At 67.5% G+C, this 14,770-nt stretch carries 14 protein-coding genes; 2 read left to right on the forward strand and 12 right to left on the reverse strand.

What is annotated here, in order from left to right; translation table 11 throughout:
- Nucleotides 1–72: 72 nt before the first annotated feature.
- The 9 genes from C563_RS0103100 to C563_RS0103140 all read right to left on the reverse strand — a co-directional run bounded on the left by C563_RS0103100 (nt 73) and on the right by C563_RS0103140 (nt 9,799).
- Nucleotides 73–1,038: an ABC transporter permease gene (locus C563_RS0103100; protein WP_026264323.1), complete on the reverse strand. Its 966-nt coding sequence runs from the start codon at nt 1,036–1,038 to the stop codon at nt 73–75.
- Nucleotides 1,028–1,753 carry an ABC transporter ATP-binding protein gene (locus C563_RS0103105; protein WP_018760570.1) on the reverse strand — a complete coding sequence of 242 codons (726 nt, stop codon included), beginning with the start codon at nt 1,751–1,753 and terminating at the stop codon, nt 1,028–1,030. Before C563_RS0103105 ends, C563_RS0103100 begins: the two co-directional genes overlap by 11 nt.
- A 26-nt stretch (nt 1,754–1,779) precedes the next feature.
- The gene (locus C563_RS0103110; RefSeq protein WP_018760571.1) at nt 1,780–2,910 is read right to left on the reverse strand and encodes an ABC transporter substrate-binding protein; all 1,131 of its coding nucleotides are present in this window, start codon (nt 2,908–2,910) and stop codon (nt 1,780–1,782) included.
- Nucleotides 2,911–3,040: 130 nt separating this feature from the next.
- On the reverse strand, nt 3,041–3,841 hold the full coding sequence (locus C563_RS21820) for a hypothetical protein (protein WP_018760572.1): 801 nt from the start codon (nt 3,839–3,841) through the stop codon (nt 3,041–3,043).
- A gap of 213 nt (nt 3,842–4,054) precedes the next feature.
- Nucleotides 4,055–5,461: a sulfate adenylyltransferase subunit 1 gene (locus tag C563_RS0103120; RefSeq protein WP_018760573.1), complete on the reverse strand. Its 1,407-nt coding sequence runs from the start codon at nt 5,459–5,461 to the stop codon at nt 4,055–4,057.
- Entirely contained in the window at nt 5,461–6,405 is a 945-nt protein-coding gene (gene cysD / locus C563_RS0103125; protein WP_018760574.1) for a sulfate adenylyltransferase subunit CysD, read from the reverse strand. The genes C563_RS0103120 and cysD overlap by 1 nt, the downstream gene beginning before the upstream one ends.
- Entirely contained in the window at nt 6,402–7,130 is a 729-nt protein-coding gene (locus tag C563_RS0103130; protein ID WP_018760575.1) for a phosphoadenylyl-sulfate reductase, read from the reverse strand. The genes cysD and C563_RS0103130 overlap by 4 nt, the downstream gene beginning before the upstream one ends.
- On the reverse strand, nt 7,130–8,875 hold the full coding sequence (locus C563_RS0103135) for a nitrite/sulfite reductase (RefSeq protein ID WP_026264326.1): 1,746 nt from the start codon (nt 8,873–8,875) through the stop codon (nt 7,130–7,132). Before C563_RS0103135 ends, C563_RS0103130 begins: the two co-directional genes overlap by 1 nt.
- A 54-nt stretch (nt 8,876–8,929) precedes the next feature.
- A complete protein-coding gene (locus C563_RS0103140) occupies nt 8,930–9,799 on the reverse strand; it encodes a sirohydrochlorin chelatase (protein WP_026264327.1) in 870 nt (289 codons plus the stop codon).
- A 60-nt stretch (nt 9,800–9,859) separates the two neighbouring features.
- Between C563_RS0103140 and C563_RS0103145 the strand changes: the two genes are divergently transcribed.
- The gene (locus tag C563_RS0103145) at nt 9,860–10,513 is read left to right on the forward strand and encodes a trimeric intracellular cation channel family protein (RefSeq protein ID WP_018760578.1); all 654 of its coding nucleotides are present in this window, start codon (nt 9,860–9,862) and stop codon (nt 10,511–10,513) included.
- Nucleotides 10,514–10,563: 50 nt separating this feature from the next.
- Nucleotides 10,564–10,995 (forward strand): hypothetical protein, encoded by a 432-nt coding sequence (locus C563_RS0103150; protein WP_018760579.1) that lies wholly within the window; start codon nt 10,564–10,566, stop codon nt 10,993–10,995.
- A gap of 123 nt (nt 10,996–11,118) precedes the next feature.
- Here C563_RS0103150 and C563_RS0103155 read toward each other — a convergent pair whose 3' ends face one another.
- The 3 genes from C563_RS0103155 to C563_RS0103165 form a co-directional block, all read right to left on the reverse strand.
- Nucleotides 11,119–11,904 carry an endonuclease domain-containing protein gene (locus tag C563_RS0103155; RefSeq protein WP_018760580.1) on the reverse strand — a complete coding sequence of 262 codons (786 nt, stop codon included), beginning with the start codon at nt 11,902–11,904 and terminating at the stop codon, nt 11,119–11,121.
- A 435-nt stretch (nt 11,905–12,339) separates the two neighbouring features.
- Nucleotides 12,340–13,440 carry a polyprenyl synthetase family protein gene (locus C563_RS0103160; protein WP_018760581.1) on the reverse strand — a complete coding sequence of 367 codons (1,101 nt, stop codon included), beginning with the start codon at nt 13,438–13,440 and terminating at the stop codon, nt 12,340–12,342.
- Complete coding sequence (locus C563_RS0103165; protein ID WP_018760582.1) at nt 13,437–14,768, reverse strand: geranylgeranyl reductase family protein; 1,332 nt, start codon at nt 14,766–14,768, stop codon at nt 13,437–13,439. The genes C563_RS0103160 and C563_RS0103165 overlap by 4 nt, the downstream gene beginning before the upstream one ends.
- Nucleotides 14,769–14,770 lie beyond the last annotated feature (2 nt).

A 14,770-nucleotide genomic window follows, 5' to 3' on the forward strand; every position in this document is an offset into this window, starting at 1 on the left:
GGGCAGGACAGCAGAAAGCCCGACGGCGGGACTCGCCGTCGGGCTCTCTGCAGGGTTGGGTGCCGGCGTGGGCTAGCGGGTACTGCCGGACAGGAGGCCCCGGCTGCGGAGGAGCCGCTTCTCGATGGGGCCGAAGACCAGCAGCTCAATCAGGATGCCCACCGCCAGGATCAGGAGGATGGCAGCCATGACCACGGCCATGTCCGAGAGGGTCCGGCCCTGGTCCAGCAGCGAACCCAGGCCAAAGCCGATGGTGCCGCCCACCGCAATGATTTCGGCGGCCATGAGGGACCGCCAGGAGAAGGCCCAGCCCTGCTTCAGGCCGCCCAGGTACCCCGGCAGCGCGGCCGGAAGGACAATCTGCAGCGCCATCTGGAGCCGGGACGCACCCAGCACCGTGCCCACCCTGCGGTACTGCGGCGGGATCTGGTCCACGCCGGAGATGAGCCCGTTGATGATGGAGGGGATGGCTCCCATGAACACCACGAAGTAGACAGTGGCGTCGGTGAGGCCGAACCAGATGATGGCCGCGGGGACCCAGGCCACCGAGGGCAGGACCTGCAGGCCGGAGATCAGCGGGCCGAAGGCGCGCCGCAGAGGCGCCACCTGGGCCAGGAGCAGCCCCACCGGCGTGGCGATGGCCACCGAGATGAGGAAGCCCACCACGCCCCGCTGCAGTGACGTGCAGACGGACTCCTGCAGCTTGCCGTCGCTCCAGAGGACGCCCAGCTGGCCGAGGACGTCCAGCGGACCCGGCACCAGGTCGCGGCGCTTGACGCCCAACGAGACGTAGAACTGCCAGACCAGCACCAGGACCACCAGGGCGGCCACGGGCAGGAGGATCCGGGTCCAGTCGATCCGGTGTTTCCGGTCGGCGTCGGACTGCAGGGAATCCAGGCCGGACTCCAGCTCCCGGAGGTCCTCTTTGCCAGTGGAGGTCCTGGTCAGGGCGGCGTGGACGTGACGGGTTTCAGCGGCCGTGGCTTCGACAGGCTCAACCACCGGCTCTTCCTCAACCAGGGGTGGGTTACTTGGCATGGCGGCGAATCTCCTCCCGCAGCCGGGCCGTGATGACCCCGGTCAGCTGGCCGGCGAGCCCGGCGTCGGTTCGGTGTTCCTCGGTGACGGACCATTCCTGGACCACCCGTCCGGGACGGGAGGACAGGAGCAGGACGCGCTGTCCCAGCCGGACGGCCTCGCGGACGTTGTGGGTGACGAACACGATGGTGCGTCCGGTTTCCTTCCAAATCCGTTCCAGCTCATCGTGCAGCAGGTCACGGGTAATGGCGTCCAACGCGGCGAAGGGCTCGTCCATGAGCAGCAGTTGCCGGTCCTGCGCCAGCGAGCGGGCCAGTGATACTCGCTGCCGCATGCCGCCGGAGAGTTCGTGCGGACGCTTGTCCCCGGCAGAGCCGAGGTGCACCAGTTCCAGGAGTTCCTGGGCCTTGGTGCGGCGCTCGGTTTTGCCCGCTCCCCTGAGCTTCAGGGCCAGTTCGATATTTTCCCGGGCCGTGAGCCACGGGAACAGCGCGGCGTCCTGGAACATGAAGGCGGCGCCGTCGCTGGGCACTTCCAGGGCTCCCGACGTCGGCGCTTCCAGTCCCGCGATGATGTTCAGGAGGGTGGACTTGCCGCAGCCGGAGGCACCGAGGAGGGCAACGAACTCGCCCTGCTTGATGTTGGCGTTGACGTCGTCCAGTACCGGGGCGCCGTCGCCGAAGCGTTTGCCCAGGTTTTCCAGTACGACTGGCATGGTGCCGTCCTTAGGTAGTGGGTGGGTCAGTCCTGGCCGAGGCCGGCCGCGGAGATCTTGTCGGCGCCACCGGTGACCTGGTTGAGCGCACGGAGGTCGAAGAGCCCGTTGATGTCGGCCTTCTTGGTGGTTCCCGCATCCACGCCGTCCTGCAGGAGCTTGGGGTAGCTGCCGGCCAGCGGGTCAAGGGTGAAGGTGATGTTTGCCAGCGACCTGGTAAGGACATCGGTGGGCAATGCTGCCCCGGCGGATTCCTGCAGTGCGGCGTTGATGAGGTTCGCCTTCTCGTCAGCAGACGCGGAGTTGAGCCAGGCCACGGATTCGGCGTTGCCTGTCAGCAGCGCCTTGACGGTATCCGGGTGGTCCGCCGCGAACTTCTGGTTCACGATCAGAATGGTGGTGGGAAACTCACCCGGCTTGCCAGTCCCGGTGCCGTCCCACAGCTCCTTTTCATCCACCAGCACCTTGGCGCCGGCCTGGAGCACCAGGCGGGAGGCCCAGGGCTCCGGCAGCCACGCGCCGTCGAGCTTTCCGTCCTGGAACAGCTTGAGGGTCTGGGCGTTCTCGGTGGGGTTGATGGCGACGTCGCCACTGCCATCCACGTTGGTCTTGTAGCCCTGCTTCGAAAGCCAGGCGCGGAGCGCGACGTCCTGGGTTCCGCCCAGCTGGGGCGATGCGAGGGTCTTGCCCTTGAGGTCTGCGGCGGAGTTGATCTCCGGCTTGACCACCAGCTGGGCACCGCCCGCCGCCGCCCCGGCAATCACCCGGACGGACTCGCCCTGGCTCTTGGCGAACGAGTTGATGGCCGGGTTGGGGCCGATGTAGGCGGCATCGATGGCACCGGCGTTCAGGGCTTCGATGGCGGCCGGTCCGGCGTTGAACGTCTGGGTGCTGAGCTTGGTGCTGCCAAGGGCCTGCTGGAGGAATCCTTTTTTGACGCCCACCAGGGCCGGGGCGTGCGTGACGTTGCCGAAATAGCCCAGTTTCAGCTCGGCCGCGGGGCTGGGCTCTGCGGCCTGGGCTTCGGTGTTGCGGGAGACGTTCGAGGCCACAATGGCTCCGACGGCGATCAGGAAGACCAGCCCGATGGCCAGGGCAGCTTCGATGGCACGCTTGCGCTTGGGAACCGCGCTTTCGCCTGCCACGATGCGGGTCATCCCGGGCTTGGAACTAGTCATTGTTTCACCATAGGGAGTGGCCCAAACCCGTTCAATGACGCGGAAACGGGGGGTCACGCACGTTCATGTAGCGTCACATTAGGCCGCCCCGGGGCCCGGTTTCACAAATTCAGGCGCTGCGGCGTTGACCAACTGCCACGGCATGTGCGCCACCGCGGTGGCGGGGTCCTGCCACGCTCACCCGGTGGTGGAGCAGGCGGCGCACGTTGAGCCAGCAAAACAAGGCCAGTCCCAGGTACAGGCAGAACTCCATCACTTCGGAATACTCAGAAATTCCGTAATCGGCCGCCGGCCACACCAACAGGCGGAAGAGGCGGTACGCCGCGGCAAGCCCAAAGGCCGGCACCAGGCCCAGGGGCGGGATGAGTAAGTGCAGGGACGCGGCCTGCTTCCAACGTGCCCGGACCGCCGCCCACACCAGAGGGGCGCACGCGCCGTACAGGCTGGCCAGGAGCATGGCTGCCGGGACCAGTTCCTGCACGCCTCGGATGTTGTGCAGCGTGGTTTCACCCTGCCGGTTGATCTGCTCCATGGATTCGGGAGTCTGCCAGCCAAAGATGCGCTGTCCCCAGGAAATTTCCTCGCCCGCGAGGAACCATGCCGCGGCGCCGACCAGTCCGTAAACAACAGCCATGCCCCTCTGTCCGGACGCCGGGAGCCGGGCGGCGATGAACGTCAGGAAGATCGCCGCCGCCAGGAGGCTGAGGAACTGCAGCCACTCCACCAGCGAGTCCTCGGCGAGGAGCCAGATGTACAGCGGGGGGTATACGACCGTGGCCGCAGCCGCCGCCGAAATACCGCCGGGGATCAGGGCGAGCGTTACTGCCTGCCGCCGGGTGATCCGCCACTCCCGGGCATCCCGGGCACATGCCAGTACCGCTGTGGTCCGCCACCGGTGGATGGTTGGCATCGCGCCTCCCGAACGAATGGCCCGGGCTCGGAACCGCGGGCATCGAGCAAACAATGCCTGAGCTTCCCATGCCACACTTAGTCCCGAAAGATCCGGCGGGCACATTTTGCGGTTAACGTGCGGATTGCCGCATGAACGCGAAAACGCCGGAAACCTGCGGGCTCGCTGTTCAGGAACGGCGAGCCCGCAGTTTTCCGGCGAATCGAAGGAGGACTAGATGCTGTAGCGCTCGTCTTCGTGGTCGCCCGGGTGGTCCTTGACCAGGCCGGCGGCCAGTGTGTTGCCGTCCAGCGGGTCGATGACCAGGAACGCTCCGGTGCGGCGGTGGTGCAGGTAGTTCTCCAGCGGCAACGGGGCGGCGAGCCGGAGCTGCGCGTGGCCGATGTCGTTGAGCTCCAGGTTGGAGGCGGCCTCCAGCTTGAAGGTGGCCAGGTCCAGTTTGCCGGAGACGTTGCGGACCATCGCCTGCACCGTACGGGTGCCGTGCTTGACCAGCACCTTCTGGCCTTCGCGCAGCGGCTTCGGTGACAGCCAGCAGAGGGCGGCGTACAGGTCGGCGGAGGCTTCGCGGACGGTTCCTGCGGCGGCGATGGTGTCACCGCGGGCGACGTCGAACTCGTCCGCCAGCCGGATGGCCACAGACTGCGGTGCGGCGGCTTCCTGCAGCGAAGCGCCGGCGAAGTCGATGCCCGCCACGGTGGTGGTGCGCGGAGACTGGCCCGGCGTCAGTACGGAAACCTTGTCTCCCACCTTGACCGAGCCTTCGGTGATCTGGCCGGCGTAGGCGCGGTAGTCGCGGTAGGCCTCCGCGTCCAGGCCGGCGGCGACGGCATCCGGAGCCAGGGCGCCCTGCGGCCGGATCACCAGTTGCACGGGGAAGCGGAAGCTTTCCAGGTGGCTCTCGAGCTCATCGGCGGCGGGGAGGGTTTCGAGGACCTCGAGCAGGGCGGGGCCTGTGTACCAGGGGGTGCGCTCGGAGCGGTCCACCACGTTGTCGCCGTCGAGCGCCGAAACCGGGATGACCAACAGGTCGCTGATGCCGTCCGAGCCGAGGCCCAGTTCGCGGCCCACCTGCTGCACATCGGCTTCGATCCCGCGGAAGACGGATTCGCTGAAGTCCACCAGGTCGATCTTGTTCACGGCCACGATCACGTGCGCCACGCGGAGCAGCTGCAGCACGGACAGGTGCCGGCGGGTCTGCTCCAGCACGCCCTTGCGGGCGTCGATGAGGACGACGACGGCATCCGCGGTGGACGCGCCGGTCACCGTGTTCTTGGTGTACTGCACGTGCCCGGGGCAGTCAGCCAGGATGAAGCTGCGCTGGTCGGTGGCGAAGTAGCGGTAGGCCACGTCGATGGTGATGCCCTGTTCGCGCTCGGCACGCAGGCCGTCGGTCAGCAGGGCCAGGTCGATGCCGCCCTTGTCGCCGCCAAAGCCGCGGTCCGCTGAGGTGCGGGCGACGGCGTCGAGCTGGTCAGCCAGGATCGCCTTGGAATCGTGCAGGAGGCGGCCCACCAAGGTGGACTTGCCGTCGTCGACCGATCCTGCCGTGGCGAACCGGAAGAGGGTGGTGGGCAGGGCCGTTTCCAGGTCTGCCGGGAGAACTGCTTCGGTGGTCATTAGAAGTACCCGTCCTTCTTGCGGTCTTCCATGGCGGCCTCGGAGATGCGGTCATCTGCGCGGGTGGCGCCACGTTCGGTGAGGGTGGAGGCGGCGACTTCCACCACGACGTCGGACACCGTGTAGGCGTTCGATTCCACGGCACCGGTGCAGGACATGTCCCCGACGGTCCGGTAGCGGACGGTCTTGGTAATGACGTCCTCATCGGGGCGGGGCTGGGAGACCTCGCCGACTGCCCGCCACATGCCGTCACGGGCGAAGACCTCGCGCTCGTGGGCGTAGTACAGGCCGGGCAGCTCGATGTTCTCGCGCTCGATGTACCGCCAGATGTCCAGCTCGGTCCAGTTGCTGATGGGGAAGGCCCGGACGTGCTGGCCCACGGTGTGTCGGCCGTTGTAGAGGTTCCACAGCTCGGGGCGCTGGTTGCGCGGGTCCCACTGGCCGAACTCGTCGCGGAGGCTCAGGATCCGCTCCTTGGCGCGGGCCTTGTCCTCGTCGCGGCGGCCGCCACCGAAGACGGCGTCGAACTTGTTCTGCTGGATCGCGTCCAGCAGCGGGACGGTCTGCAGCGGGTTGCGGGTGCCGTCGGCGCGCTCGGCCAGCTCGCCGCGGTCGATGAACTCCTGGACGGAGCCGACCACGAGTTTCAGGCCGAGCCGCTCCACGGTGCGGTCGCGGAAGTCGATGACCTCGGGGAAGTTGTGGCCGGTGTCCACGTGCAGCACGGGGAACGGCACCTTGCCGGGCCAGAACGCCTTGGTGGCCAGGTGCAGCATCACCACGGAGTCCTTGCCGCCGGAGAACAGCAGCGCAGGCTTCTCGAACTCGGCAACAACCTCGCGGATGATGTGGATGGCTTCGGACTCCAGGGTGTCCAGGCTGGACAGGCGCGTGGATACGGCGGCGTCAGTCACCTGGGTCTCCTCGGTAAGTGAAGTGCTCATACGTGTAGTCCGCATTCTGTCTTGTCGGTTCCTGCCCAGCGGCCGGCGCGGGGGTCCTCGCCGGGTGCCACCTTGCGGGTGCAGGGCTGGCAGCCGATGGAGGGGTAGCCCTGGGAAAGCAGCGGGTTGACGGGCAGGAGGTTGTCGTCGGAGTACTGGACCAGCTGGTCGAACGTCCAGGCGGCCATCGGGTTGACCTTGACCAGGCCGTTCTTCTCGTCCCAGCCGATCAGGGGCGTGTTGGTGCGGGTGGGGGCTTCGTCGCGGCGGACCCCGGTGAACCACAGCTCGTAGCCGGCCAGGGTGCGCTGCAGCGGAGCCACCTTGCGGAGGGCGCAGCACTGGGCGGCGTCGCGGGCGAAGAGGTCCTTGCCCAGGAGCCGGTCCTGCTGCTCCACGGTGTTTTCGGGGAGCACGTCCACCACGTTGACGCGGAGGTTTGCGGCCACCTCGTCACGCGTGGCATAGGTTTCCGGGAAGTGGTAGCCGGTCTCCAGGAACAGGACGTCGACGCCGGGCATCTGGTCCGCGACCAAGGCCGGCAGGACGGCGTCGGCCATGGAGCAGGCGACGGCGACGGCGGGCAGGTCGAAGTTGCGTTCCACCCAGGCGATGACGTCGCGGGCGGGGGCGTCCCAGCCGAGTTCCGCGGCGCCGGCTTCAGCCAGTGCCTTGAGCTCCTCGACCGGACGCTTGGCGGGTGCGGGTGCCAGGTGTTTTGCCATTACTGGAGTGCCTCCTCGTCTGCTGCGTGGGCCCATTCGGCGAAGGTCTGGCCTTCGGTGCGGTCGGCGACGAACCGGCGCACCACGCGCTCCACGTAATCGGGCAGGTCGTCGACGTACACTTTCAGGCCGCGGACGGTCCGGCCCAGGCCGGCTTCCTCGCGGGTGTTGTTAGCCAGGCCGCCGCCAAGGTGGACCTGGAAACCCGGGGAGGGCTCGCCGTCGGGCGTTGGCAGCATCATGCCCTTGAGGCCGATGTCCGCCGTCTGGATCCGGGCGCAGGAGTTGGGGCAGCCGTTGATGTGCAGGGACAGTGCCTGCGGCAGCTGGCCTGATTCGGCGAGGTCGGCCAGGCGGCGTTCCAGTTCGGCCACGGCGGTGGCGGCCGTCATCTTGGTTTCAACGATGGCCAGCTTGCAGTATTCGATGCCGGTGCAGGCGATGGTGCCGCGGCGGAACACCGACGGCCGTGCAGAGAGGCCCAGGGCGTCCAGTTCGGCTACCAGCGGCTCCACCTGGTCCTTGTCGACGTCCAGGACCACGAGCTTCTGGTGCGGGGTGGTGCGCAGCCGGTAGGAGCCGCGTGCCTCCAGGGTGTCGGCGAGCTTGACCAACGCGGAGCCGGAGAGCCGGCCGGCCAGCGGCGTGGCGCCGATGAAGAATTTGCCGTCCTTCTGCTCGTGCACGCCCACGTGGTCGCCCGGGGTGGCGGGCTTGGGGCCGGCGGGACCGTCCGCCAGCTTGTAGCCGAGGTATTCGTCCTCGAGGATCTGGCGGAACTTCTCCGGCCCCCAGTCGGCCATCAGGAACTTCAGGCGGGCCTTGGTGCGCATGCGGCGGTACCCGTAGTCGCGGAAGATGCTGGTGACGCCGAGCCACACGTCGGCGGCCTGCTCCGGCTTCACGAAGGCGCCCAGGCGCTTGCCCAGCATGGGGTTGGTGGACAAGGCGCCGCCGGCCCACAGGTCGTAGCCGATGCCGAGTTCGGGGTGCTCGACGCCCACGAGCGCGAAGTCGTTGATCTCGTGCACCACGTCCTGGCTGGGGTGGCCGGTAATGGCGGTCTTGTACTTGCGCGGCAGGTTGGACAGCAGCGGGTTACCGATGAACCGCTCTCCCAGCTCGGCGATGAGCGGGGTGGGGTCGATGATCTCGTCCTTGGCGATGCCGGCCACGGGCGAGCCCAGGATGACGCGGGGAACGTCACCGCAGGCTTCGGTGGTGGACAGGCCCACGGATTCCAGGCGGTTCCAGATCTCGGGGATGTCCTCCACCCGGATCCAGTGCAGCTGGATGTTTTGGCGGTCCGTCAGGTCGGCGGAGTCGCGGGCGAAGTCCACCGAGATCCGGCCGATAACGCGCAGCTGCTCGGTGCTGAGCGCGCCGCCGTCGATCCGCACGCGGAGCATGAAGTACTTGTCCTCAAGCTCGTGCGGCTCGAGCGTGGCGGTCTTGCCGCCGTCGATCCCGGGCTTGCGCTGGGTGTACAGGCCCCACCAGCGGAACCGGCCGTGCAGGTCCTGGCTCGGGATGGCGTCGAAGCCTTCCTTGGCGTAGATGGTCTCGATACGCTCGCGGACGTTCAGGCCGTCGTCTTCCTGCTTCCAGGTTTCGTTGGCATTCAGCGGCGTCTTGCCGTCCACCTTCCACTGGCCGTGCGGCTTCGCGGCGGGTCGGGACGGGCGTGCGGGGCGCTTGGGGGCAGCGGAGTCCGCAGACGCTCCGGCTAGAGCTGTATCAGTCATGCAACGACTGTAGGGTGCCCCCGATTTACGTCACAAAGGTCCGGAAATGCTGAGTCACCTAGGGAAATATTTCGTCACGAAACGCCGAACGGCCTTGAAGATGCCACCGTGCTGTGTATCGGCGGGTGCCCCGGGCACTCCCGCCGTCGGTGCTGCGGGCGCGGCTTCCGGGGCAGGTTCGGAGCGGGTTGCGTGCATTGCCGCGACGGCGGCGTCGTACCTGTCCAGCGCGATGTCCGCAAGCGTCGCGGATGGCAGCAGGGGTTCGGTGACGACGTCGGCGCCCGCCTTCGCGAGCTGGTCGTGGAAGAAGCCCGGCGCCAGCAGGTAGGAGGCAATCACCACCCGGCCGCCGACGTCGACCGCTCCTGCGGACTCCCCCGCGCCCGCACCTCCTGCCAGCTCCTCCCGAAGCATGGCGACGGCGTCGGGCACCGAGGGCTTGGCCGAGGCGCCGTACGCGGCCACGATCCGGTTGGACCGGAGCTCCCGGAGCTGGCCCAGCAGCTCCTCGACGCTGACGGCGGCGTTGGGATTGGACGAGCCCGCCGCGGCGAGGACGACGACGTCGTTGTCCGTGGTGCCCGCCTCACGCAGCCGCTGGTCCAGCAGGGCGGCAAGCCGGGGGTCCGGGCCTAGCGGAGCGGCGGCGGCGCTGCCGGGGCGGCTCTTCACGGCCCGCGCAATGTCCACCTTCACGTGGTACCCGACACTCAGCAGCAGCGGGACCACCACCGCGGGCTCCCCCTCCGGCAGGCCGGCCACCACGTCCACCAGGTCCGGCTGCTGGACGTCAACATATGCTTCCCTGACCTCCAGGCCCGGCCGGAGTTCAGCGATGGCGGCGCGCAGCGCGTTGACCTCCGCGGCTCCCTGTGTGTTGGACGTCCCATGGGCGCAGGCGATCATGATGGGGCTGTTCATAGGGGCTAGCGTAACGTTGGAGCCGCCCTGTCCGCCCTCTTTGAAATACCGGGACGCCCCATGACATTCGCCTTTGACAACTCCCCGGTATGGCTGGACCTTCTGGGCGTGTTTTTCTTTGCCGTATCGGGGTCATTGCTTGCGGCACGGAAGCAGATCGACATTGTCGGCTCTCTGCTGCTGGCTTCGCTGGTGGGCCTTGGCGGCGGCGTCATCCGGGACATCATCATCGCCGTGGTCCCGGCAGCATTCACCAACCCCGCCTATCTATTCCCGCCGGTCTTCGCCACGGCGCTCGTGTATTTCCTGTTCTCCAGCGTCCAGCGCTACACGTCGCTGCTGGTCCTCTTCGACGCCGCCGGCCTGGCCCTGTTCTGCATGACCGGCACCCTCAAGGCCCTGGCCACCGGGCTGAACCCGGTGGCGTCCGTGCTGCTGGGCGTGACGACGGCGGTAGGCGGCGGCCTGTTGCGCGACATCACCGCCAACGAGGTGCCGGAACTCTTCAACCCCAAGGACATTTACGCGCTGCCGGCGTTCCTGGGTTCGTCCCTGACCGCCGTGTTGTGGGTGCTGGGCGTCTTCAACGTGCTGACGGCGGCGGCCATCGCGGCATTGGTTTTCACGTTCCGGGTCCTGGCCTGGCGGCGGTCCTGGCAGGCGCCGCTTGCTGTCCGAGGGTGGCACCGGCGGGCTGGCGATACGGGGCTGTAGTGGCTGCTCCGTGTCATTTTGGAGGGTCCGGCATTGGCTAGGATATGAGCATGACTGACATGTTCCTCGAGAAGTTCCGCGCGCTTGTTCCGAAGTATCTCGAGGATGAATGGCAGGAAGCAGATGGCCTGACCCCGGAGGAACTGGACAGCGCCCTCGCCGAGCACCAGTTCGAGATCCCGCTGGTCCTGCGCGAGTTCTACCTTGCCCTGGGCGGCTGCGAAGACCTGATGGAGGCCTACCACTACTTCTGGGACCCGGAAGAGCTCGAGGTCGATGACGAGGGCTTCCTGATGTTCCTCGAAGACGAAGAGGAACAGTTCACCTGGGGCTTCCGCGTGGGCGACCTCGGCGTCCCGGACCCCATTGTGTACCGCCGCAACAACGCCCGCGGCCAGTGGAAGTCCGAGGAAGGCACCTTCTCCGAGTTCGTGTTCGACATGTTCGAGTGGGCTTTCGAGGACGACGAAGAGGAAGAGTAGGGGCTCCCCACTCCCCTGCTGGGCCGGCCCTCGCTGAATATCCCCGCCTTTGAGGGGTGCCGACGGCGTGTTCCCCGGTTTTGCCCGCGAGTCCCCGGCTTTGCGGTTGAAAGGTGGGGAATTTCAGCGGATGACCCTGCCCCTGAGCACCTGCCAGACCTCGGCAAGCACCTTCTGCGGGTTGTGGACGACGTCCGCGTACCCGTATCGCAACACCGCATAGCCGCTGAGGGTGCTGGCATTGTTCCGTGAGCGGTCTTTCTTCACCTGTCGCGGCTCCAGGTGGCTGGCGCCGTCGATCTCGACGATCAGGAACCCCTCCAGCAGGAAGTCGACGTAGCCGATTCCGGGCAACCCGACCTGGGTTTGGGTATGGATTCCCGCTGCACGAAAGAGGATGCGGGCCACCACTTCAAGTGGCGAATCCGCGCTGCCGTCGACAAGGTCCAGGACTTGGCGCGCGGCTCCATTCCGGTTTCCCGGCAGCCGTTGATGCAGGTACGGCAAGGTCGTCACGCCTTGCCGCACCGCGCTCTCCACCATCACAGCGGCCTCTACCCCGGGCAGGCAGCGCAATGCGTGGATGAGGATGTCAGTGGTACTGGCAACGGGCTCCGCCGTACCGTGCGGGACCAGGGACCCGCGGTGCACCACGGCATGCGGCGGCCCGGCGTGCCGGCACAGCAGATGCACCTTCTCCGGCGGGTGCAGCAGCCACAGCCCGTGGTGCGGGGCCCCTGAGGCGCAGGTAAGCAGTCCGTTGCCCAGCACCGCGGCCACAAAGTCCTGAGGGGCTTCCCGGAGGGCCAGCACTCCGTGCCTCAGGCGGCAGAGTTCACCGGATGCCGCCGCGTTGCGGATGTCCCGGTCGGAAAACCCGGCCTTGAGGATTGTTGCCGTGCGGGCCACAGAACCGGCATTGCGAAGGAAGTGACAAACATCCATGAGGTCAGCACAGCGGACGGCTGCCCCCGCCGGGGAGCCTGATTCGCGCTATGTGGGTAACCCGCGGCGCTGAAACTCCTCACGTTCCGGCTGCCGTCCCGGCGCGCCACTGCAACATGCCGGGGTTGGTCACCCGCCGGCGCTGAAAGGCGGGCAGACTCAGCGGAAAAACTTTTTGACACAGGCAGTTACAGAAGACTTGCGCATTGTGACAAAGCTGTCATAAGCTATTCACGGATCCGCTAAACGCCTCCGGCGGGTCTGATGCGAACGGAGAGATAGCCCCGGTTCACAGCAGCTTCGGTTGTTGAGGACCGGGGCTATCCCGTTAACGCCACATCAAAAAAAGAAGCCCGGCACCTGCTGGCTGGACCAGAGGCGCCGGGCTCCCGCAGAAGATCAGCTGGCGCGGTCCACCACGGCCAGCGCAAAGTTGGACAGCGACTCCTTGACCACCCCGTCCGGCAGCGGCGCGAGGGCGGCGATGGCTTCGTCGGCCCAGCGGCGTGCCACTACCCAGGACTCGGCCGTGACGGGGTGCTCCCGCAACCCGGCGACGGCGGCGGCCAGGGCTTCGTCCGAGGTCAGGTCGCCGTCTATCAGCGTCAGGAGCTCGACGGCGGACTGGTCGCCGTCGGCGGCAGCCTTGCGCAGGAGCAGCACCGGCAGGGTGGGGACCCCTTCGCGGAGGTCCGTTCCGGGTGACTTGCCGGACTTGACCTTGACACCGGTGACGTCGATGACGTCGTCGGCCAGCTGGAAGGCAACGCCCACCTTCTCGCCGTATTCCACCAGGATGTCCTCGAATGCCTCGTCGGCGCCGGAGAAGATGGCACCGAACTGGCCCGAGGCCGCCACCAGGGAACCCGTCTTGTCCGCGATCACGGACAGGTAGTGCTCCACCGGGTCCTCGTCCGGACGCGGACCCACGGTCTCGTGCAACTGGCCCAGGCACAGGCGCTCAAACGTGCGGGCCTGGATGCCCAGCGCGCGGCCGCCCAGTTCGGACACCAGGATGGATGCCCGGGCGAAGATCAGGTCGCCGGTGAGGACGGCCACGGAGTTGCCCCAGACTTCGTGGGCTGTGGGAGCGCCGCGGCGGAACGGGGCGGAGTCCATGACGTCGTCGTGGTAGAGGGTGGCCAGGTGCGTCAGTTCAACCACGACGGCGGCCTGCACCACGGCGGGCAGGGATGCGTCGCCGAGGTGGGCGCACAGCAGGGTCAGCAGCGGCCGGATGCGCTTGCCCCCGGCTTCCACCAGGTGGCGGGACGTGGCATCGGCCAGGGGGTCCGAGTTGGCGATCGCCTCCCGGAGTTTCTTCTCCACCTTGGCCAGGTTGTTGGTGATGGCCGGGCCAAGCTCGGCATCCTCCGCAATGGCGGCAAAACCGGCCGGCAGCTGGAGTCCCGTGGCAATAGCGGTGGTATTGAGGCTGGGTTCGGAGTCCGGCAGGCCGTGCCCGGCGTGCGTCCAGCTGTGGTCTGCGGATTTGGTCACGGGTTAACCCTAACTTTTTGTTGCGGATACCGCTGATTCGAAGCTGACGGGGTATTGGACGTGGCCGGAACCAGCGATTCCAGGACGCGGATCACCCGGTCCTCGAAGCCCTTGGCTGACGGGTCCGTGAGGTTGGCCAGGAGCCGGACCACGAACCGCATCAGGACGGGGATGGGCATGCCGGTCCGCAGGGCGAGCTTCATCACGGCCGGCTTCCCGATCAATGCGGCGAAGGCCCGGCCGAGGGTGAAGTGCGAACCCCACTGGCCGCGCACGTAGTCCGCGTACCGCGACAGGTGTGCGTCGGCGTCGTACGTTCCGCCCAAGGCAGCCGAACGGGAGGAGGCGTCGATGATGAACTCGGCCGCAAATCGTGCCGACTCCATCGCGTAGGAGATACCCTCACCGTTGAACGGGGACACCATGCCGCCGGCGTCGCCCAGCAGGAGCAGGCCCGGAGAGTAGTGGGGTGTGCGGTTGAAGCCCATGGGCAGCGCGGCGCCGCGGATCTCCCCCACCTGGTTTTCCGGTGTGAAGCCCCAGTCGGCGGGCATCCCGGCGGTCCATTCGCGCAGGACCTGTTTGTAGTCCAGTTTGCCGAATTCCTTGGAGGAGTTCAGGATGCCCAGGCCCACGTTGGAGGTGCCGTCGCCCACGCCGAACACCCAGCCGTAGCCGGGCAGCAGCTTGCCGTCGCGGCCGGGGAGCTCCAGCCAGCCTTCCATCCAGTCGTCGTCGGTGCGCGGCGACGTGAAATAGGTGCGGACGGCAACGCCCAGGGGCCGGTCGTCGCGTTTTTGGATTCCGAGGGACACGGCCGTGCGGGTGGAGTTGCCGTCGGCTGCGAGGACGACGTCGGCAGCAAAGTCACGCGTGTCGCCGGTCTTGCGTCCGTTCCCGTCAAGGAGCGCTGCGCGGACCCCGGTGACGCGGCCGGCGTCGTTCCGGAGGGCATCGGTGACGCTGTGCCGCTCAAGGATGGTGGCACCGGCAGCCTCAGCGTGCCGCGCCAGTTCCTCGTCAAAGCCTAGGCGGGTGCGGATCAGGCCGTACTGCGGGAAGTCGGACACCTCAGGCCAGGGCAGCTCGATGGTGCGGCCACCGGCGATCAGGCGCAGGCCCTTGTTCCTCCGCCAGCCGTCATTCTCGGGGTGCGGCAGGCCGAGCTTCTGGATTTCGCGGACGGCGCGGGGCGTGAGGCCGTCCCCGCAAACCTTCTCGCGCGGGAACTGCGTCTTTTCCAGGACCGTGACCTCAAGGCCGGCCTTGGCGAGGTAGTACGCGGCGGTGGACCCGGCCGGACCTGCGCCGACAATCAGTACCTTCACAG

The organism is Arthrobacter sp. 135MFCol5.1 (assembly GCF_000374865.1).
Classification (GTDB): Bacteria; Actinomycetota; Actinomycetes; order Actinomycetales; family Micrococcaceae; genus Arthrobacter.